Annotated in this window: 17 protein-coding genes; 13 read left to right on the top strand and 4 right to left on the bottom strand. The window is 32.9% G+C overall.

Translation table 11 applies throughout. The features are described from left to right. Position 1: 1 nt before the first annotated feature. The 9 genes from AABL85_RS10770 (at position 2) to AABL85_RS10730 (ending at position 13,525) form a co-directional block, all read left to right on the top strand. Positions 2-1,225 carry a DUF4876 domain-containing protein gene (locus AABL85_RS10770; RefSeq protein WP_341310086.1) on the top strand — a complete coding sequence of 408 codons (1,224 nt, stop codon included), beginning with the start codon at positions 2-4 and terminating at the stop codon, positions 1,223-1,225. Between the two features lie 10 nt (positions 1,226-1,235). Next, positions 1,236-2,753 carry a DUF6850 family outer membrane beta-barrel protein gene (locus AABL85_RS10765; RefSeq protein WP_341310085.1) on the top strand — a complete coding sequence of 506 codons (1,518 nt, stop codon included), beginning with the start codon at positions 1,236-1,238 and terminating at the stop codon, positions 2,751-2,753. A gap of 16 nt (positions 2,754-2,769) precedes the next feature. Then, complete coding sequence (locus tag AABL85_RS10760; protein WP_341310084.1) at positions 2,770-3,900, top strand: cytochrome-c peroxidase; 1,131 nt, start codon at positions 2,770-2,772, stop codon at positions 3,898-3,900. Between the two features lie 305 nt (positions 3,901-4,205). Further along, the gene (locus AABL85_RS10755; RefSeq protein ID WP_341310083.1) at positions 4,206-6,947 is read left to right on the top strand and encodes a TonB-dependent receptor plug domain-containing protein; all 2,742 of its coding nucleotides are present in this window, start codon (positions 4,206-4,208) and stop codon (positions 6,945-6,947) included. Positions 6,948-6,951: 4 nt separating this feature from the next. After that, positions 6,952-8,184 carry a DUF4876 domain-containing protein gene (locus AABL85_RS10750; protein ID WP_341310082.1) on the top strand — a complete coding sequence of 411 codons (1,233 nt, stop codon included), beginning with the start codon at positions 6,952-6,954 and terminating at the stop codon, positions 8,182-8,184. A gap of 12 nt (positions 8,185-8,196) precedes the next feature. Next, positions 8,197-9,726, top strand: a complete 1,530-nt coding sequence (locus tag AABL85_RS10745; RefSeq protein ID WP_341310081.1) for a DUF6850 family outer membrane beta-barrel protein — start codon at positions 8,197-8,199, stop codon at positions 9,724-9,726. Between the two features lie 28 nt (positions 9,727-9,754). Next, a complete protein-coding gene (locus tag AABL85_RS10740; protein WP_341310080.1) occupies positions 9,755-10,900 on the top strand; it encodes a cytochrome-c peroxidase in 1,146 nt (381 codons plus the stop codon). Positions 10,901-11,143: 243 nt separating this feature from the next. Continuing rightward, complete coding sequence (locus tag AABL85_RS10735; RefSeq protein WP_341310079.1) at positions 11,144-12,889, top strand: nuclease-related domain-containing DEAD/DEAH box helicase; 1,746 nt, start codon at positions 11,144-11,146, stop codon at positions 12,887-12,889. A 201-nt stretch (positions 12,890-13,090) separates the two neighbouring features. Further along, a complete protein-coding gene (locus AABL85_RS10730; RefSeq protein ID WP_341310078.1) occupies positions 13,091-13,525 on the top strand; it encodes an FKBP-type peptidyl-prolyl cis-trans isomerase in 435 nt (144 codons plus the stop codon). 224 nt (positions 13,526-13,749) lie between these two features. Here AABL85_RS10730 and AABL85_RS10725 read toward each other — a convergent pair whose 3' ends face one another. Further along, positions 13,750-14,625, bottom strand: a complete 876-nt coding sequence (locus tag AABL85_RS10725; protein WP_341310077.1) for a helix-turn-helix domain-containing protein — start codon at positions 14,623-14,625, stop codon at positions 13,750-13,752. A gap of 525 nt (positions 14,626-15,150) precedes the next feature. On the opposite strand from AABL85_RS10725, the gene AABL85_RS10720 reads away from it, so the two are divergent. Further along, positions 15,151-15,465, top strand: a complete 315-nt coding sequence (locus tag AABL85_RS10720; protein ID WP_286436654.1) for a winged helix-turn-helix transcriptional regulator — start codon at positions 15,151-15,153, stop codon at positions 15,463-15,465. Here the strand turns inward: AABL85_RS10720 and AABL85_RS10715 are convergent. Continuing rightward, positions 15,451-15,978, bottom strand: a complete 528-nt coding sequence (locus tag AABL85_RS10715) for a GNAT family N-acetyltransferase (protein WP_341310076.1) — start codon at positions 15,976-15,978, stop codon at positions 15,451-15,453. The two genes, AABL85_RS10720 and AABL85_RS10715, sit on opposite strands and share 15 nt — an antisense overlap. 263 nt (positions 15,979-16,241) lie before the next feature. Between AABL85_RS10715 and brnQ the strand changes: the two genes are divergently transcribed. Continuing rightward, complete coding sequence (brnQ, locus tag AABL85_RS10710) at positions 16,242-17,567, top strand: branched-chain amino acid transport system II carrier protein (RefSeq protein ID WP_286415591.1); 1,326 nt, start codon at positions 16,242-16,244, stop codon at positions 17,565-17,567. A 55-nt stretch (positions 17,568-17,622) separates the two neighbouring features. Here brnQ and AABL85_RS10705 read toward each other — a convergent pair whose 3' ends face one another. Both AABL85_RS10705 and AABL85_RS10700 read right to left on the bottom strand, forming a co-directional pair. Beyond that, entirely contained in the window at positions 17,623-18,564 is a 942-nt protein-coding gene (locus AABL85_RS10705) for a 3',5'-cyclic-nucleotide phosphodiesterase (protein WP_341310075.1), read from the bottom strand. 111 nt (positions 18,565-18,675) lie between these two features. Next, on the bottom strand, positions 18,676-19,017 hold the full coding sequence (locus AABL85_RS10700) for a cupin domain-containing protein (RefSeq protein WP_286415595.1): 342 nt from the start codon (positions 19,015-19,017) through the stop codon (positions 18,676-18,678). A gap of 177 nt (positions 19,018-19,194) precedes the next feature. Here AABL85_RS10700 and AABL85_RS10695 point away from each other — a divergent pair, with 177 nt between their 5' ends. Then, complete coding sequence (locus tag AABL85_RS10695) at positions 19,195-20,190, top strand: LLM class flavin-dependent oxidoreductase (RefSeq protein WP_341310074.1); 996 nt, start codon at positions 19,195-19,197, stop codon at positions 20,188-20,190. Between the two features lie 49 nt (positions 20,191-20,239). Beyond that, on the top strand, positions 20,240-20,782 hold the full coding sequence (locus AABL85_RS10690) for a hypothetical protein (RefSeq protein WP_341310073.1): 543 nt from the start codon (positions 20,240-20,242) through the stop codon (positions 20,780-20,782). Positions 20,783-20,891: the final 109 nt, after the last annotated feature.

The raw sequence follows: 20,891 nt of genomic DNA, 5'->3' as shown, positions 1-20,891 counted from the left end.
AATGATAAAACGACTTTTACAATCATTATGCTTACTACTATTAGTATTAGGTTTTAATGCTTGTTCTTCTGATGACAATAGCAATATGGCAGGAGATGAGCAGACTTTCGTAACATTCTGGATTAATGATCCTCAAGATGCGAAGATAGAAGAGATAAAACAGATGACTATTAAGTTGACAGAACTAAACTCTAATAAGAAAACGGAGTTAGTATATGAAGGAGATAAGAAAATACAGAAAGCACTTCCTACGGGTACTTATGATATCACAGTAGAAGGTGTAATCACACATAAAGTAAACGGTGTAGTAGAGGAGAGTAAAGTAGGTAACTTTATTAAAGGTGTAGTGATCTCGGGTAGAGAAATGACTAAGGCTATCGATATAGTATTTAAAACGAGTAGTACAGGTTTTGTAATAGAAGAGATATTCTTCGCAGGGACTAAGACACCACAAGGACTTCAGTATACAGATGACCAATACTTCAAAATAACAAATAACTCTGATGAGGTATTGTATTTAGACGGAATGTTATTTGTACAATCTAAGTTTATGACAAATGATAAGCAAGATTATACACCTAATATTATGAGTGAGGCATTGTCTGCTGGAGCTATTTTACAGTTCCCAGGTAAAGGAAAAGACCACCCAGTAGAGCCAGGCAAATCAGTAATCTTTGCAGAGAATGCTATTAACCATAGAGAATTTAACAGTAATTCAATTGATTTGACTAACGCAGAGTTTCAGAATTTTAGAGATGGTGTACATGATGTAGTAGGATTAAAAGCAGCTAAAATGATTACGATTCACGATGAATTAGTGGTTAATATTCAAGGAAGTTATGCTTATGCTTTAGTGAAAATGCCTGAGGGAATGACAACGGAGAAGCTAGTAGTAGATAATATATATGATTATGAGTACGAAATGATATTCGGAGGGGAAGCATATCCTAGTGTAGACTCTGCTATTAAAATTCCAAACTCATGGATAGTAGATGCTGTAAACTTAGGTATCGCTGATGAGTATATGTGGAATGTAACATCTCCATCAGTAGATATGGGGTATACTTATATCACACAACATGTAGGGGATGAAGGAAGATATGGTAAGGCTGTAAGAAGACATGTATTAGGTAAGAATGCAGCAGGGAACAATGTTCTAAAAGATACTAATAATTCGACAGTTGACTTTGCACCTGCAGTAAGACCGTCATTATTTAAATATTAATTAGTGTAGTATGAAGCACTTTCATTTTGGGTTATGTCTGTTGTTATTGTTGAGTACTGTATGGGGATATGGTCAACAGTCAGATTCATTGGCAATAAAAGTAAAGGAGAATCAAGATGTAATACATCATTTTGAAGAACCTATTTATGTCAATCCATCTCACTATTTAGACTATAGAAAGTACAGTTTAACTTCTTTCGAAATCGCAAAACAAAATAGTAAGAATGAAACAACCTTAGCTCAAGAGGGCAAAAACAGAGATGATTTGTCTTTTCAAGCGAATGCTTACCATAAATTAGATAAGCACAGTGCTGTGTGGGGCAGTGCTACTTATCAACAAGGTAAGCGAAGAGATGTAATGTGGAATGAGAGTGCGGATTACGATTTAATATTTCCGTATGTGGTAGCGGATAGTGTAGGTGGAGATATTAAGTATGAAGATTATCATATCGCTGGTGGTTATGCCCAACGATTAGGAAAGTATAATATCGGTATCTCTGGTTTTTATAAAGCGAAGATGGAATACCGTAATATAGACCCTAGACCTAAGAACCTCTCTGCTCGATTAGGAGGGAATATAGGTGTGAGTAGAGTATTTAAGGAGTTCTTTACTATAGGGGTAAATACTTCAATAGAGAAATATACACAGAAACACAAGATGGACTTTTATAGTCCTACTGGATTTCCTGTGATATATGAGATGAGTGGAATGGGAAACTTCAATAATCTATTGAAAGGAAAAAGAAGAGAGGCTTATTATGATGGTTGGAGGTATGGCACTTCTCTACAAGTATATGACACTTATCAGAAGAAGTGGTTTGCCACAGTGGGAATGAATATTTTTAGTTTTGAGAAGTTACTGCCTGATTTCTATGATTTGCAAGTTTCTAAAGTTAAGGAGGTAGAGCATTTCTTTTCTGTAGGAAAGCTATTTGATGTACAGGCTACTCAGTTAGGTGTTCGTTTAGATGGGAACATGAAGACGAGAAAGGGGATAGAGAATTTGTTTGTCAATGTGAGCGCTACGAACTATTTAAAGATAGGACAAGAAGAACAATATAAATACGAGAATAAGAGTCTTAGATTAAGTGGAGTATTTAAGTATGAAACTTTAAATAGTGTGTATAGTATCTTACCGTATATAGGAATAACTCAAGAGGTAGAACGTTATAAAAAGCCTTATTCTAAAACAGATATTCAGTATACCTATATGGGAGCAGATTTACAATGGATGTACACATTTAAGGATAGAAGTCTATTGACAGTAGCTTCTAATTGGAAGGTAAGACAAACTGCTAAAGAAAAGGCTACTTTTAATTATGGAAATAGTAATGCTATAAATCAAATGCTACTTGATAACTATGCTGTTCAGATAGCAGAGTATTGGGAAGGAAGCTTTAAGGTTCGATATGATTTTGCTTTGCCGAAAGTAATAGATGTATTTGTAGGTGGAGAGTATTATTTCCAAAACTATAAGCAGTTTCAAAACAACAGTAGTGTGATGATGAGTTTAGGGATTACGTTTTAAAAGAGAGAGAAGATAGATGAAAAAAAAGGTAGGTGTTATTATTGGGGCGGTATTACTATTTATAGGATACACTAATTTTGAGGTAAGATCAGTTTCAGAATACACAGAGATTACAGATCAATATAAAAGACCTATAAGCTATTGGCCTAGTCCGATAATAGATAAAAGTGTAGAATGGAAAGAGTTTGGGGCAATAGAGGTAGATACATTATACTATGAGACACAAGATTTGCCAGAAGTGGTATTAGGTAAAGCACTGTTCTTTGACCCTAAGTTATCAAAGTCTAATCAGATATCTTGTAGCTCTTGTCACGATCCTGAAATGGGATGGACAGACCATAGACAGGTATCACTAGGGAATGATCATTTATTAGGAGCTAGGAATACTCCTTCTTTATACAATATTGCTGAGCGTAGTTCTTTCTTTTGGGATGGTAGAGCATTAACGTTAGAAGAGCAAGCGATGGGACCTTTATCTGCTCATCATGAAATGGATATGGATGTCAAATCACTACCAGCGAAGTTAAGCAAGTATAAAGAGTACAAGCCCTTGTTTAAAGAAACTTACGGAGATGACAAAGTGACTTATGAAAGAATAGTGGGGGCAATAGCTACTTTTCAAAAGACAATTAAAAGTCAGCCTAGTCGTTTCGACAAATTTATGCAAGGAAAGTATCAGTACCTAACAGAACAGGAGATATATGGAATGCACTTATTTAGAACTAAGGCAGGATGTATGAATTGTCATCATGGTAAATATCTTACAGATGAGTCTTTTCACAATATAGGATTGACATATTACAAGAGAGAGTACGAAGATTTAGGACTGTACTTACATACCAAAAAGGAAGATGATGTGGGTAAATTTAAAACTCCTTCTTTAAGAGACCTATTAGTAACTAAGCCATGGATGCATAATGGGTTAATGGATGACTTAGAAGGAATAGTAAATCTGTATAATAGTGGGATGCACATGATAGATCCTACAGAGGAAGAGAAAGCATTAGATCCGCTCTTTCCTCTAACAGATCCACTGATGAAACCATTAAAATTAAACGAGAAAGAAATAAAAGCTATTGTAGCATTTTTAGAATCAATGTCAGGAAGTTACTATAAAATGGAACGTCCTATATTTCCAACGAAGTAACGCTTATTTACTTTAATTAAATGTAAAAGGCTTCTTTAGAGTTAGTTCTAAAGAAGCCTTTTTATATTATCAGTAGTATAAAGTATACTATTTATATCGAAGTAACTTATAATGTGCTGATGAATTGTATGTAATATTGTGTTTTATTTGATGATTGTGTTTAATTATTGTATAAAATAAAGATTTAAACTTATTTACATTCATTCTTAAATAGATATATAGAATTAATTTGAATCAAGTCTAAATAACTTGGAAGATATAGGTTTTGTTGACTACTTTTGGCATCCGATTAATTAAGTTATTCAATGACACGCTTATATCAAGTTATTCAAGTTCTACTTATTACTTTCACAGTATTATGCTGTTCTTCTGTATTTGCACAATCTTCTAAGTTACAACTGAAGATCGTATTGCAAGATGCTCAAAATAAAAATATTACTAATGCTAGTATTCAGGTAACTGGAACGAAAGAGTCACAGTTAAAGGTTAGTGATGATCATGGTATTGCTGTTTTTGATTTGAAAGCTGATATTTATACTGTTGAGGTATTTCATATTAGTTATGGAAGTTCTTCTACTGTAGTTAATTTACTTCAAAGTCAGACATTACCTATTACGTTGACAGCAACTTCTAATATATTAGAAGAAATGGTCATTACTGCTACGGAGAGTAAAGGACTTACAAGTACTTCTGTGATTAATCGTCAAGCGATGGAACATTTGCAACCATCGAGCTTTGCTGATTTAATGGAATTATTACCAGGAGGACAAGCAAAGGATCCTAAACTTACGATAGCGAATGCTGCTTTAATTAGAGAGAATAATCCTGGTGAGAAATATGCTACTGGAGCTCTAGGGGTACAGTTTATGGTAGATGATAATATTATCAATACAAATGCTGATATGCAGGTATCTGTAGGAGGTGCTAAGACTTCTCATATAGGAGTAGATATGCGTAGTTTGGCAACTAATGATATCGAAAGTGTTGAGGTTATTCGTGGTATACCTACGGCTGCCTATGGGGATTTGAGTTCAGGTCTGATTAAGATAAATAGAAAAATAGGGTATACTCCTTTACAAGCTCGTTTTAAAGTAGATGGTTTTAGCAAACTTTATTATGTAGGCAAAGGAATAGACACAAAGACAGGATGGAAGCTGAATGCGAGTATAGATTTCTTAGATGCTAAGAACGATCCTACAGATGTTCTTCAGAACTATAAGAGAATATCATCATCACTGAGATCAGATAGAACATTAGTAGTAGGAGGATATGACCTGAGTTGGAAAGCAAATTTTGATTATAGTGGTACTGTTGATAACGATAAGTTTGACCCAGATACAGGTTATGATAGAACAGATAGTTATAAAAATAAAAAGCAGTACTTTTCATTAGGTAACAATCTAAAACTTGACTTTGGCAAAGAGACTTTATTCAAGAATATAACTTTGAATGCTTATGTGTCTCAAGGAATAGAAGATATTAAGGAGACTATCTTTATACAGCAGAATGGACGTGTAGCTATTCCAGTAGGAAATGAGACAGGGGAGAATGAGGGTGTGTTTTTACCAACTTCATATATAGCAAATTCTAAGGTAGAAGGACGTCCTTTAAATATCAATACAAAGTTACAGTCAGAATTAGGTTTTTCAACTTTTGGGATTAAACATCATGGAGAAGTAGGGATAGACTTTAGATACTCAAAGAATAACGGTAGAGGAGAGTTATTTGATCCTTTGTTACCTCCTTCTGTAGGTACTATGAAACGTCCTCGTCCTTTTAACGAAGTACCAGCTTCTCAGATATTAGCTGCTTATGTAGGTGATCGTATGGAATATGATTTAGGCCTACATCATCTACAATTATATGCAGGAGTTAGAATGTCTAAATTATTAGGTGTTGGAAAAGAGTTTAGCATTAGCGATAGGGTATTTGCAGAACCACGTGTTAACTTCCAATGGGGACTTCCTAAACTGAAAATAGGACAGGAATACCTAAAAACGGATATTACAGTAGGATATGGAGAGCTGTATAAACAACCTACATTAGCATTACTATATCCACAAGATCGATACTTCGATATGGTACAAGTAAGTTACTTAGATCCTAAGACAGATAACGCATACGCACAGTTCTATACTTACAGAATGCCTTTAGCTAACCACAGTCTGATAGGGGCGAAGAATACGAAGAAAGAGATTCGTTTAGATTTAGAATATAAAAAACACAAGTTTTATATCACCTACTTCGATGAGAAGATGACAACAGGCTTTAGAGATATGACTCAGTTTATGGGGTTTGAGTATAAGCGATACGAGTCTAAAGATATAGTGTGGAGTGATGAGTTAGGCAAGCCGGATTTAGATCAATCCCCATATTCATACAGACAGGACATGATGCAGTATACACATACTGAAAATGGAAGCTCGACATTAAAAGAAGGAATAGAGTTTGGGTATTCTTCACCTCGTTTTGAAGGAATTAATACTCGTATTACTTTAAATGGAGCATGGTTTAAAACGACGTATTCTAATAGTGCTTCTATTCTTTGGAGACCTGGTATCTCTGTAAATGGACAACAGTATTTATACACTGGTATTTATGCAGATGACAATGGGAATAGAAGATCATCTCTAGTGTACAATGTAGTTGTAGATACTTATTTGCCTAGCTTGGATATGAATATATCTGCCTCTTTACAAGGAGATGTATTTAGAAGAAACCTAAACCTAAATAGAGTTGCTGCTCCTTATGCATATATGGGAATAGATAATGTAATTCATCCTTATACAGAAGAAAGTGCAAATGATCCATTACTACAACATCTAGTTAGACCTGTTTCTAAAACAGATGGTATGGAGGAGAGAAGACCATTTACATTTAATGCTAATTTTAAAATATCAAAGAGAATATATAAATCAGTAAAGGCATCGATGTTTGTTAATCGATTATTCACACACTATTCTTCATATACATATAATGGAGTGAATGTAAATAGAAAAGATGATAGCGGACCTTACTTTGGAATGGAAATAAACTTCAATATTTAAGACAATGAGATTAAAGCATATATTTTTATACGGATTGATGATGACAATGAGCTTATTAATGAGCTCGTGTTTGACAGATGATAATGCGCTTGGGAGTAATCAGAATTCGACTGTGTCTATGGTATTTAAAGTAGATGGCATTAAAGAAATAAAAGAATTAGAAGTAGAGTTTGTTGAAGTTAATACTGGTTTGCGAATAATGGAGAAGGCAGTAGGCTCTCCTTATTTCTCTGTAGCTCTACCTGTGGGATCTTATAGAATGTCAGCAGAAGGGATAGGTGTACTAGAAGATAAAGAAGAAGTGGGATTAGGAAGTAAAAGCGAAATGCTAGACGTGACCGATCAGATAGTAAATATGACAATTAATTTATTTGTCAAACAACTTAACGATGACTTTATCTTTGAAGAAATATTCTTCAGTGGATTACAAACTACTGAATTAAAAGCATACCAAACAGGGAAATACTTTAAACTAGTCAATAATACGGATAGAGTACTCTATGCTGATGGATTATTAATTGCTCAATCTGAGTTTTTGACAACTAGAGATAATAAAGAAACACCAGATGTATTAAACGAAGCTTTCGTTTTACAATCTGTAATGATGTTACCAGGTAACGGTACACAGTACCCTGTAGAGCCAGGAGATTTTATTGTAATAGCAGATAATGCTCAGAATCATAACTTAGCCAATGTACCAGGGGCTGATTTATCTAATGCAGATTTTGAATTTCCGATTACTGAAAATCCTAAGAATGTACAACCAGATAATCCTAATGTACCTAATGTGATGATGATCTATACGAAGTTAAACTTTAGTATGTTCGCGATGCATGACCGTGGACAGACAGGATATATTGTAGCTCGTTTTCCTGAAGGTGAGAGTGCGGATACTTGGTTAGCCAATTATAAGTTTGATTATAGTTATTTGACCGCTGCGGGGAAAGAACAAAAGTTCAGCAGATATAGAATGCCAAATACTTGGGTTATTGATGCTGTTAATGGAAGCATTCCTTATAAGTTTGAACGTTTAGTGACTGCTCCTTCTTTAGATAGCGGGTACTCATACTGCGCAACATCAGAATCTGATAAAGCGCGTTATGGAAAGACTATCAGAAGAAAAGTCTTAGGGCCTAATGAGCAAGGTCGTAATGTGTATAAGGATACTAATAATTCTTCAGTTGATTTTATTCCTCAGTCAGAGATGTCTCTAAAAGACGGAATACATCATAAATAAAATAGGAGTACATTGAGAAATAGATATATAAATATAGTTGCATTAATTAGTGTGTTTTTTTGTGCTGAGATTCAAGCTCAAGATAAAACAGATGCTAATTTATACGAGAGTAGACTAGCTCAACGGGATATGAATATCGTATTCGGACAAGACTTTTTTGCTAATCGTGCTTTTATGACATCGTATAGTCCTTTGTCTTTTTCTGAGTTAAGTCTGAATTATCTATCAGACCGTAAGGATGCTTACATGCTACAAGATGGAGATGGTTTAGATGCCTTTAAGGTTAACACTTCTTCTTATCAACGCTTAAAGAATAATGCTGTTCTATGGGGAAGTGCGTCTTATGCTACTCAGAAGCAAAAGAATATGAAATGGAATGAGAATCTGGACAGACATATCTTAGGGCCTTATGTGTTAGGTGATTCTATAGGTGGTACCATGAGACAAGAGATTTATCAGTTTGCAGGAGGGATGGCTAGACAATTCGATAAGTGGACAGTAGGAGGAGAAGTTAGTTATCAGGCCAAAAGCGGTTATAGAGAAGTAGATCCAAGACCTAAGAATACCTCTTCAGATTTAAATTTGCGCATTGGAGTAAACTATAATGGTTATAAGGACTACGAATTAGGTGTATATGCAAATTGGAATAAATATACTCAGAATAGTACGATTAAGTTTGTTAGCCTATTAGGAAAACCCATAGCCTACCATCTGACAGGTTTAGGAGCTTATAATTATTACTTTAGTTCTGCTGTAGATATGAAGATGATCTATGAAGGAACAGGATATGAAGTAGGAGGGACTATAGCTAAGAATAAAGGTAAAGACTTTTTGATACAAGGTTCATATGGGCAGTTTGATATCGAGAAGAACTTTGGTAGTAGTCCTTCAAAAGAAATGTCTGTACTTAAGACTAAAAAATATACACTAGGAGGAATTAAATATATTGATCTAGATGAACATCGTTTAGGAGCAAAAGTTAATTACTTACTAAGTGAATCAAGAGGAATAGAATCTTTTTATTCTAAAACAGAAAAGTTAGAGAGAAAGATAGGAGAGCAAGACCTGTATAAATTCATAAGAAGTGATGTGTATACATCGTTATTTTATCAATATAGTACAGATATAAGTAGAGTAGTAGTTTCACCTTCTTTCACAGTAGAACAGACAGAAGAAAAAAGAAGAGATACTCAAGCTAGACAGCGATTTACATATTTACATTATGGATTAGAAGTTGATTATATGCGACAATTGAATCAATCTAATATCATAACAGTAAGTCCTTATTTTAGAGTGCGTAATCTTAAAGAGGATACTGTCAATCTAATAGCATCTTATAAGAGTCCAGCGATGACTGAATGGGTACAACATGATTTAGCGATTCAGACTGCTAATTATCAGACTTATGGTATTACAGCTAGATATGATGTGAAGATTGATAATATACCAGCCATGTTTGCTCAGATTCAATATGAACAGACGAAGTACAATATAAACAAAACAAATAACTATATAGGAATTTCTTTAGGAGTTACTTTCTAAGTAGTTATTAACTAACAACAAATAAACAATGAAAAAGGTAGTTATTTTATTATCAGGACTCTTAGCTTTTGGCTTATTTAGTTTTAGCCCGAAGTTTGTAGGATTCTTAGGAAGCGACAATCCTGAGTATCAAAAAATAATAGAAAGCTATAAACAACCTATCTCACAATGGCCTGTACCTACTATAGATGAAGGAGTGGAATGGAGTGAAATGGCAAGCATTAAACGTGATAACGATTATTTTACAGAACAAGCGAAACCTGAAGTAATTTTAGGACGTATGTTATTCTTTGATCCTAAGCTTTCTAAGTCTAATCAGATATCGTGTAGTTCTTGTCATGATCCTGAGTTAGGATGGACAGATAGGCGTATGGTCGGCTTAGGTCATGATCACTTAAAAGGAGCACGTAATACTCCTTCATTATATAATACTGCCGAGCGTACTTCTTACTTTTGGGACGGTAGAGCTAATAGTTTAGAAGAACAGGCTAATGGACCATTATCTGCTCATAACGAAATGGCAATGGATGTAATAGATTTACCTGCCAAATTGAGTAAAGTGCAAGGATATAAACCTTATTTTATTGACGCTTTTGGTGATGAGAAGATTACCTACGATCGTATTGTAGGTGCAATAGCTACGTTTCAAAAAACAATTAAGAGTCAGCCAAGTAGGTTTGATGCTTTTATAGATGGAAAGTATAAAGCGCTAAATGATCAAGAGATTTACGGTATGCATTTGTTTAGAACGAAAGGTAGGTGTATGAATTGTCATCATGGGCAGTACTTGACAGATGAATCTTTTCACAATATTGGATTGACATATTATAAACGTAAGTTTGAAGACCTAGGTAGATATGAAGTAACCAAAGATCCTAACGATGTAGGAAAGTTTAAAACTCCTGGTTTAAGAGATCTTTTAAACACTAGGCCTTGGATGCATAATGGACTATTTGACGATCTAGAAGGTATCGTTAATATGTATAATAGTGGAATGCACATGATAGATCCTACTGCTGAACAAAAAGCTAAAGACCCGTTATATCCTGTGACAGATTCTTTAATGAAACCATTAGAATTAACTAAAGAAGAAACGAAAGCTATTGTAGCTTTCTTAGAATCTCTATCAGGAAGTAGATTTAAGATGAGAAGACCTGAGTTTCCTACAGAATAATATATTTATAAACGCCTATTTATTTCTAAATAGGCGTTTGTTTTTTGACTGATACCTTATGACATTTTCTAGGTTTATTTTTGCAGTAGAATAATGAAGATGAAGAGGGAGTTTTTCATAATTTAAATGTAAATGTTATTGAAGGATAAGCTATTTTTAGTTTATCCTTTTTTAATTGTAGAATATAGAGTAGAGTTGAGGTAAAAGGCGTAATTTAGATGTTCATCAAAAAAATGTAGAGTCATGGCTTTAAAGATTTATCCGGAGTACCCTCTAGATGAGCTCGAGCAACTTTTTATAAATGGGAACAAGGTTCCTTATGGAGAGTTTTTAATATATGGAGATATTGTAGAATCTCTGTCTAAAAGCCCTCATGATTGGTATGTATGGTATAGTATGAAACTTCCTTTTCATGATAACTCTAAGATAAAAAGGGCTAAAGCGGATGCTGAGCTTGACTTTATCATTGTTTCTAAATTTGGAATTATAGCGCTAGAAGTTAAAGGGGGAAATATTTTTGTTGACCAAGGACGTTTCTGTTTTAAGGATGGTAAGCGTAAAAAGTGGTTAAACCAAAATCCTTTTGAACAGGTAAAAGGCTATAAATACACTTTGATGAATAAAGTGTTCCCTAGCTTTAAGCATGTATTATTCTGCGAAGCAGTAGCTTTTCCAACTACTAAAATTGCCATAGAGAATACTATTTATGATAAGAATCTTATATTTAGTGACTATACAAGACGCAATAGATATAAGAATATTGAGAAATTTCTATTACATATATATGATTATTCTAGGCAGAAATTAGAGAATACACATCCTATTAGATTTAATCATTTATCGAAAGCAGAATTGGATAATATTGTGAACACATTTAGTCCAATGATTCAAGACACTAATGTATTCCAATCTAGAAATTCTTTAGAATGGTTGAAAGAACGTAACTTAGAGATACTGTACTCTCTAGCTGAAAACCCTCGCCTAATGATAGAGGGTGCACCAGGTACAGGTAAGACTACTATGGCGATGGCTTATAGTGAGATGCAGGTAGGAAGACAAGGTATCTATCTGTGTTGGAACTCACTCTTATGTGCTTATAATGAACAGAGATTTAAGGCGAGTAATGTTCGTATAGATTGTATTACATTCACACAGTTTGTGATGAAGTATTTACCAGATGTTACTGAGCGTGACCTATTATACATCGAGCCAGAGAAATTTGCAGATTATATTAGAAAGACGATTTCTTATTTAGAAGAAATAGATAAGCTTCCTAACTATGATTATATGATTGTAGACGAAGCACAAGATTTGTTTGATCGTAACCTTCATTTAATGATGCATAAGTTATGTGGTAATCACAATGGAATGAAACAAGGAAATATTATGCTTCTTTATGATTTAGATCAAAGTTTCTCTCTTTTTGGACGTGATGTATCAGATTATGCTTATTTCTTAAAAGAATATTTTACGCATTTTAAGTTGCATAAAGTGAGACGTAGTGCTCAGAAATCTCAGATTCGTCTGATAGCAGAACATATTCAGACACATCCAGAAGATTGGGATGAGATTAGTGTTCATCAGCAAGAATATGACGAAATCGAATTGCGTTCATTTCACGATCAAGTGACTATTAAAGAGGCAATGGAAGAAGTAATACATAGTATCAATGATTCTAGCTCTTCATTAAATGCTGAGGATGTAATTGTATTAGTACAAAGTAAAGTATGGCAGAGAAGGAATAACGTAGCTGATTTAATTCTAGAATTGGGGATGGAAGAGCTTACAGTAGATAATCTAACATTAAAACCTAAGAAACTCCAGTATACTACAGCCGTTAAGTTTAAAGGATTAGAACGTAAGAATGTTATTCTTTTAGTAGATAAGCCTAATAAACTAACTCCTTATGAATGGTATGTGGGATGTACACGTGCTATGGATAATCTTAGTATTTGGCAACTACATACTTATAAAGAACATGAGGGCTAGTAAATATCTATTATTTTTGTAACTAAATTTAACCCAGAATATGAAATAGATGTATAAACAAGTAGTAATCATGTAAAATAACTTTGAATTAATGGCTTCAGTGTGCTATAGCATAGTTTTGTTACGATTATAAATACATGAAATTAGGATTCATTGTGTATTGTATTATTGCTAGTTTAGGTTTAGAATAGAGAAATATTTATGAGTGTAGCAGAATTATTAAGGAAAAGAAAAGAACAGTTAGAAAAAAAGAATAGAGAAGAGGGGACTAAATATTTACAAGAATATGTGAATAAGGATGGAGTGATCTTATTACCTTCAGGTGTAGCTTATGAGATTATAGTATTAGGTAAAGGTGATAAAGTTGACCTTTCTGATCGTATAGAGTGTCATTATCATGGTACTAATATAAATGGAGAAGTTTTTGATAGTTCTATTAATAGAGGGAAGCCTGCTTCTTTCGATTTGAATAAACTAATTTTAGCTTATCAGCAGGTTGTCCCACTATTACCAATAGGAACTAAATTTAGAATGGTTACACCTCCTGAATGCGCTTATCGTGACCAACATATTAGTAAAGAGATAGGTCCATATAGTACTCTTATATTTGAAGTAGAATTATTAAATAAACTTTAATAGTAAATAAATCAAAAGCCACCCTTAAAAAAGGTGGCTTTTTAACAATAAAAAAGATTTAGGGCTACTATTCTTCATTTTTTTAGCTTGAAGATGAGCAATGTGTTTTTGCAGATATCTGCAATTGTAACTTTTTAGTAAAGTTGTTTTTTATGTTCTTGTACAAAGTTAATATGAGTTATTTGATTGATTATAAAACAATTCAAACATCTTTGTATGATTATTTAATTTTTTCGATATTGATTAGGAGTTAGTAATGTATATTTCTTAAAAAAGCTAGAAAAGTACGTTGGGTATTCAAATCCTAAACAATAACCTATCTCAGCTACACTCCATGGTTTAGATTTTAATAATTTTTGTGACTCTATTAATATCCTTTCTTGAATACAATCACCAGTACATTTTCCTATTGTCTTCTTTAAAGTATGATTGAGATGATTTACATGCACATTAAGCACTTTTGCAAAGTCATTAGGTGTTTTCAATTTGATTACTGTATTTGTTTTTTCAATAGGAAATTGTTTTTCTAACAATTCTAAGAATTTTGAGCATAATCTCTGTGGAGCATTTACACCTTGGTCTACTGTATAAGTAGCATTTAGTTTATTACTCTGATGTATTATGATCTCAATGTAATTACGCATTAATTCATATTTCTGCGCATACTTCTGATTGCTTTCTTCTTCAATTCTTTTAAATACGTAAGAGATAAACTCATCTTGTTGTGGTGTCAAAAGGTAAATAGGATTCTCGTGTAAGTGAGCGAGAATACTTTTTAATAAATGACTTTTATACCCTAAGAAACTACTATTAAATAAACAGTAATATCCTTCTGGTTTCTCAGATACAGGCTCGAATGTATAGTGCGATACTGGGTTAGAGAAGAATAATGATGGTCCTTCTAACTCGATTACCTTTGTTCCATCAAAGAATTTACTCTTTGATTTAAGATAAGAAAGCTTGTAATAACTCCTTTTGTTGTAAGGAGAGATTTTCTTTGTTTGATCCCCTTGTTTAAAAATGATGAAATCATCTTTAGCTGGATTCTTAAACTCCACTATTTTAGAGGGAACAATGATTTTTGATGCTGTGCTTGTCATAATGTAGGTGATTTTTAATACGCAAACTCGGTAGGGGAATATGAGCTTTGTGTATTGTGTTTATACTAAGTTGTGTTTTTTAAAAGGCTAATCATACTTGAATTTTATGTTAATAATTTGTTGATGTTTTGTTATTGTAAAATTAAGAATATGAAATATATCAATGTTGTGTAAAAAGTGTTTTTTATTGTCTTTTTTACTTAAAATGAATTGATTGTTATATTTATTGTGTTTTAAAATTGATTTTTATTCATTTGATTTGCTTATTTGCGTATTTTATTTTTAGGATTTATTACATAGGATTGATTATAATTTAATATTTGAAACATATTATTTTGTAATTTATATCATAAAAATTTAATGTAAAAAATGAGAGTTTTTTGTAATTTGATTGGTTTGAAATGAGAATTTGTAATGAAATGATGCTATGTTTCAATGCTCAGTTTATTTATTTGAATATCAATTGCACTAGTTTTTTCATTATAAAGGGATTTGTGTAGCTTTGTAAGCAAATAAATATGGATTATGGCTAAAAGCGATGAGAAAACTACTAAGTGCCCAGCAGAAGAATTACTAAAGACTCTCGGGGGTAAATGGAAAGTTCATATCATTCATATTACGGAAGAGGAACCTAAAAGGTTTAGAGACTATATGCGCTTATTAGAAGGTGCTAATAAGCAATCAGTGTCTGTAGCCTTAAAAGAACTAGAAGAAGACGGATTCTTAATTAAGAGTGTAATTAAGGAAAGACCATTACATATCGAGTACTCACTCACTGAGAGAGCTAAACTCGTTATTCCTGTATTGGATAATTTATATAATGCATTACAGGTTACGTAAGGTTTCTTTTTGGTAGATTAATTTATAGGTGTTGTTTTTTAATACTTGCCTATCGTATAATGTATATCCCATTTTTTCTAATAGTCTACGTGAGGCTATGTTACATTCATATAGTTGTGCTATAAGTATTTTGGAAGGATGTTTGTGTTGTATAAAGAGCTCTAGGCCTTGTAGTAATTCTGACCCATAACCTTTTTTCCAATAATCTTTATACAGAATGTACCCTATTTCTATTTTTTCTTCTTTTTCTTCATATTTAAAAAATAGTACTTCTCCTATTATGTTAGTCTGAGAATTATAGTCTAACGAAATTTTATAGATACCTAAATTTTCTGTGTACAGTAAGTTGTTTTTGGCATATTTATCTATTAAAGTATCAGATTTCCAGTTGTTTGTGTTAGAAGGGATCCATTTCATCGTATCAGGACAATTATGAATCTTTAATAGCTCATCTAGATCTTCTGTTAATTGAATTGTTTCTATTTTTAAGTTTTTGGTAGTAAAAAGAATCATTTTTTAGTTTTTTTTGTTTCTAATTTGGGTATTGGGGTTAATTATTTTAACATATTCTAGATGATGTTAAATTATCATTGAATCTAAAAAAATATGATGTAAAATATTGGTATGTATATATCTAAGCCGATTATTATTTTATATATTGTGCACCTCTTAAGTGAAAGTAAAGATCTTAAATGTTATTTTTAGATACAAATTTTAAGAAATTTTGCGGATCTACTATAGAATAAAACAAATGTTAACTACCTAAAATATAATGAATGAGTAAAAAATCCATCTTTGATGCAGTAACAATTGGTTTTGCATTGTTTGCCATGTTTTTTGGTGCTGGAAATATAATTTTGCCTCCTATTATCGGATTGTTTACAGAAGGTTCTTGGACTTCTGCTGTTACAGGCTTTTCTATCACAGCTATATTAGCACCCTTTCTAGGAATAGTAGCTGTATTGATTTCTGGAGACGAATTTACAGATTTAGGTAAACGTATCAATAGTACATTAGGATGGGTATTAGCCACAGCTATTATTCTTAGTATAGGACCATTAGTTGCTATTCCTCGTACAGCTGCAACTACTTTTGAGATAGGGGTATTGTCTGTCTTTCCTGAATTTAGTGCTGTATGGTCTTCTGTTATATTCTTCGGTATTACATTATTACTGTCTATATCGCCTTCTAAGGTAGTGAATATTATAGGTAAGTATCTGACACCTCTATTATTAGTTCTTTTAGTGACCATGGTAGTTATTGGTATTGTGAACCCGTTAGATACTTCCAAATTAGTAAATGTATCTTATCCAGATCCTTTTAGATTAGGATTTGCTGAGGGATATCAGACGATGGATGTATTAGCATCAGTTATTTATGCTGGTATCATTATTTCTGCTGTAAAAGCAGCTGGATATGTAAGTTTAAAAGAGAAAACAAAGGTTACTTATATGTCTGGTGCTGTTGCTATCTCTTGTCTATTATTTATATATGGTGGATTAGTCTATTTAGGGGCAACTGCGGGTTATCCTATTACAGATGATTTAAAGAGAACAGAGTTGCTATTACATATTTCGAACGGTTTGTTAGGTAGTCAGGGAACTTTAGCATTATCACTATGTATAGCATTAGCTTGTTTAACTACAGCGATTGCGCTAGTATGTGCCACAGGTACATTCTTTAGTCAATTAACAAAAGGAAAACTTAGTTATCAACTTGTAGTAGTCGTTACTTGTATATCTTCTGCCATATTAGCAGTGAAGGGAGTAGATAGTATTATCGATTATGCAGCGCCATTTTTAGGAATTATATATCCTATTACATTGACATTGATTATTTATATGGTAGCTTTTGGTAAATCTGTAACTAGAAAGGCTCCTTTTGTAGGAGCAATCTTAACCACTACAGTTGTTGCATTAATTCAATTTAGCTCTTTTATTGCTTTTAAATATGATTTTATAGAATATTCAAAGTCATCAGAAGAATTTATAAAGTCATTGCCTTTGAGTAGTTATGACGTACCTTGGCTATTACCATCTTTAGCAGCATTCGTTTTAGTATTTGTTGTTGATAAGATGTTCTTTAAACAAAAGTCAAATTAACAAGTGAAGTATAGAATATAAAAAAGAAGCCGTCTAATCAGACGGCTTCTTTTGTTTAATTTAAATTAATTTTTTGTCCTTGTATAGGAAAGATATAGTTAACTTTAAATTCGTTTTGATTAGCTAATTCTTGTTTAATAGTATTTATAGCTGTTCCGCTAGGTTTTAGATGGGTAATGATAATATTCAAATCTTTTAAGTTTTCTTTACCTACATGATTTGCTAGATTACCCAATTCTTCATTTAGTAGCTTCGGAGTTAAGTGACCGAATAATTTATCTTCTGGTTGACTATTCGGGAAAGACACTTCGATTAATATTGTCTTAAGGTTTTTATTAATAATAAGTGGTGCAATGTATTCCCATATATAATTAAGCTTAGTAGTCTTTTCTACTCTATCCGCTCCGGTATCTCCGAAGTAGAGTACATATTCATCATTGTTTTTAATTAATATCGCTGAACTCAATTGCGGGTTGACATGACTCAATTCAAAAACTTCTGCAGATAAAGTTGTATTCTCTATATTAAAGGATTGGGACGGTTTTACTCTTGTATATTTATATTTGCCTAGAATAGGTTTTTCTCCTTCATTCCCGAAGTTTGCCCATGATGCATTTGTGAAGTAATTATTCTTGAAGATATCAATGACGAAGGGTAATCCATAGATAGGCTTAGACGAGTCCTCAGGAGAGTTTATGATTAACCCTGATAAATGGTCTAAATGGCCATGCGATATAAAATACCCTTTGATATAATCACGTAGTACTGTACCATTATCTACTGAAAATGTTTTTGCTTCAATTGCTTTATTGATACCACTATGTATAGTACCAGCATCTAGAGAGAGATAGCTATTTGTGTTTTCTACACCTATAAGATAAGAAGACAAATTGCTTTCGTCTCCTCCACCATATACCCCTAGAGGGATGATTTCTAAATTTTGCGATAGACAGAGTGCGCTTGACAGTAACAGTATGCTAGTTATGATTTTTTTCATTTTTTTCTGATTTATGCAAATTTACTGTACTTATAAGGATTCTATGTTATTCAGGTGATAATATATTTTAGCTTATATGTGAAGTTACATAGATGTATATCATGATTATATTTAGTCCTTGATGACATTCATTACTCTAGTGACCTGATCAGACTTATGTAAGGTTAAACGTACTATACTATCTTCTAGCGCAGTCAGATCATGTGGGATACCTGGGTCTAATGCGATTAAGTGACCTTCTTTTAGATCGTAAGGCTTTCCTTCTACGCCAAAAGTGATAGCTCCTTTTACGATTTCTACTACTATAGGAAAAGAAGTTTTATGCTCTTTCATTTCTTGTCCTTTTTTGAACACAATTCTGATTTCTTTAGAAAAGTCGTTGTCCACAAGTATTTTGATAGCAGGTTTTTTCTCACCGTATTCTATCTGTTCTAAGAGGTTTTCTATATGTATCATATTATTGAAGTAATAAATTGTCCTATAAATTTACTGATTTTTATTGAGATAAATTACTGTTTATAAGTTTATTAATAAGTTAAGGTATACTAGGTTGTTAATTTTTTATAACAGCGAATTGCATTCTATTTATTAATGTTATCTTGTGTCATATCATTTTAATTGAATATCTATATGAATCATAATATACCATACTCATTCTTAGATCTTGCGATTATAGGAGAAGAGACAACAACTACAGAGACCTTACAGAATGTTTTAAAAGTAGCACAACATATTGAAAAAGTAGGTTTTAATAGACTATGGTTAGCAGAACATCATAATATGCCACATATAGCATCTTCTGCTACATCTGTTTTAATAGGATATTTGGCAGGCGGGACATCTACATTGAGAGTAGGATCTGGTGGAGTGATGTTGCCCAACCATCCTTCTTTAGTTATCGCTGAGCAGTTCGGAACTTTAGAGGCTTTATATCCTGGTAGAATTGATCTTGGATTAGGTAGAGCACCAGGTACAGATCAGGCTACAGCTCTTGCTTTAAGGCGTAATGATGTGCATGCCGCTAACTTTTTTCCTCAACAAATAGAGGAATTAAAGCGCTTTTTTAAAGTGAATGAAGGAGCTAAGGTAAGAGCATTTCCAGGAGAAGGTTGTGATATACCGATGTGGATATTAGGTTCTAGTACAGATAGTGCCTATTTAGCAGCAGAATTGGGATTGCCCTATGCATTCGCTAGTCATTTTGCACCAGATCATTTACTCCAAGCGGCTAATATTTATAGAAAGAATTTTGTACCATCTGCACAATTAGACAAGCCTTATTTTATGCCTTGTGTGAATGCAATAGTTGCAGATACAAATGGAGAGGCTGAACAACTAGCTACATCATTTTATAAAATGTTTTTAGGAATCATCAGAAATGACAGAAAACCTCTTCAGAGACCTTGTGAATCTATGGAAGGCAATTGGACGGACTATGAAGAGTTCATTGTAAAGCAAAAAACATTCTTCTCTTTTATAGGAGACAAAGAAAAAGTAAAAAGTGATTTATCGGACTTCTTTAACACGGTCGAGGTTGAAGAGATTATGATCACTACTCCGATCTATGGAGTTGAGGAACGCTTAAGAAGTGTTGAATTGTTTTCAGAGATTATGAAAAATAAATAATTTTTTTGTTTCTTTATAGTTGAATAATATTAAAAATAACAGAATAGCGATGATAAGAAGCATTGTCATAATGATGAGCTTATTTACTTTCTTTTTGATTTCTTGTAGTGAATCTACAACATTTAAAGAAGTTAGTATTAATGACTTGGGAACGATTGAGGTGCCTAATGAACTCTCTCTTGCCAAAAACCTGAATAAAGATGCCATCCTTCAAATGGAAAATAAAAAGGATGATTTCTATGTGGTGATAGTAGAAGATGATAAAGTAGAGTTTAAAGAAATTGTAGAAGAAGTTTATGGCAATCCAGCTCCTAACTTTAAAGTATATGCTGAATTAGCGAATTCTTCTATCGCATCTAGTTTAAATTTAAAACAAGATACGGAGTTAGAACAGACTAGCGTGAATGGACTACCTGCTTATTTGACTAGTTATGATGGAGATTTAAATGGAACACTTGTTCATTATAAGTTAGCATGTATCGAAGGAAAAGAAAGATATTATCAAATAGTGACTTGGACTACGATGCTAAAAAAGCAGAAATATGAGAATGTGATGGAGTCAATGTTAGCATCCTTTAAAGAGAAGAAATAAATAGAGGCTTGACCTCTTGTCACGAGACAAGAGATTTATTTATAAAAAAACATTATCTACAGCCCTGGCTTATACAGTCTAGGGCTTTTTTGTTGCTGTACTTTAATTA

The sequence above is a fragment of the Myroides odoratimimus genome (assembly GCF_038039805.1).
Lineage (GTDB): Bacteria > Bacteroidota > Bacteroidia > Flavobacteriales > Flavobacteriaceae > Flavobacterium > Flavobacterium odoratimimum_B.
This window is presented reverse-complemented; position numbering and strand designations above follow the sequence as displayed.

Coding starts and splice junctions, on each gene's coding strand:
- AABL85_RS10760 (WP_341310084.1), top strand. CDS start 2,770: ATGAAAAAAAAGGTAGGTGTTATTATTGGGGCGGTATTACTATTTATA.
- AABL85_RS10735 (WP_341310079.1), top strand. CDS start 11,144: ATGGCTTTAAAGATTTATCCGGAGTACCCTCTAGATGAGCTCGAGCAA.
- AABL85_RS10715 (WP_341310076.1), bottom strand. CDS start 15,978: ATGATTCTTTTTACTACCAAAAACTTAAAAATAGAAACAATTCAATTA.
- AABL85_RS10730 (WP_341310078.1), top strand. CDS start 13,091: ATGAGTGTAGCAGAATTATTAAGGAAAAGAAAAGAACAGTTAGAAAAA.
- brnQ (WP_286415591.1), top strand. CDS start 16,242: ATGAGTAAAAAATCCATCTTTGATGCAGTAACAATTGGTTTTGCATTG.
- AABL85_RS10770 (WP_341310086.1), top strand. CDS start 2: ATGATAAAACGACTTTTACAATCATTATGCTTACTACTATTAGTATTA.
- AABL85_RS10725 (WP_341310077.1), bottom strand. CDS start 14,625: ATGACAAGCACAGCATCAAAAATCATTGTTCCCTCTAAAATAGTGGAG.
- AABL85_RS10750 (WP_341310082.1), top strand. CDS start 6,952: ATGAGATTAAAGCATATATTTTTATACGGATTGATGATGACAATGAGC.
- AABL85_RS10720 (WP_286436654.1), top strand. CDS start 15,151: ATGGCTAAAAGCGATGAGAAAACTACTAAGTGCCCAGCAGAAGAATTA.
- AABL85_RS10690 (WP_341310073.1), top strand. CDS start 20,240: ATGATAAGAAGCATTGTCATAATGATGAGCTTATTTACTTTCTTTTTG.
- AABL85_RS10755 (WP_341310083.1), top strand. CDS start 4,206: ATGACACGCTTATATCAAGTTATTCAAGTTCTACTTATTACTTTCACA.
- AABL85_RS10740 (WP_341310080.1), top strand. CDS start 9,755: ATGAAAAAGGTAGTTATTTTATTATCAGGACTCTTAGCTTTTGGCTTA.
- AABL85_RS10705 (WP_341310075.1), bottom strand. CDS start 18,564: ATGAAAAAAATCATAACTAGCATACTGTTACTGTCAAGCGCACTCTGT.
- AABL85_RS10695 (WP_341310074.1), top strand. CDS start 19,195: ATGAATCATAATATACCATACTCATTCTTAGATCTTGCGATTATAGGA.
- AABL85_RS10765 (WP_341310085.1), top strand. CDS start 1,236: ATGAAGCACTTTCATTTTGGGTTATGTCTGTTGTTATTGTTGAGTACT.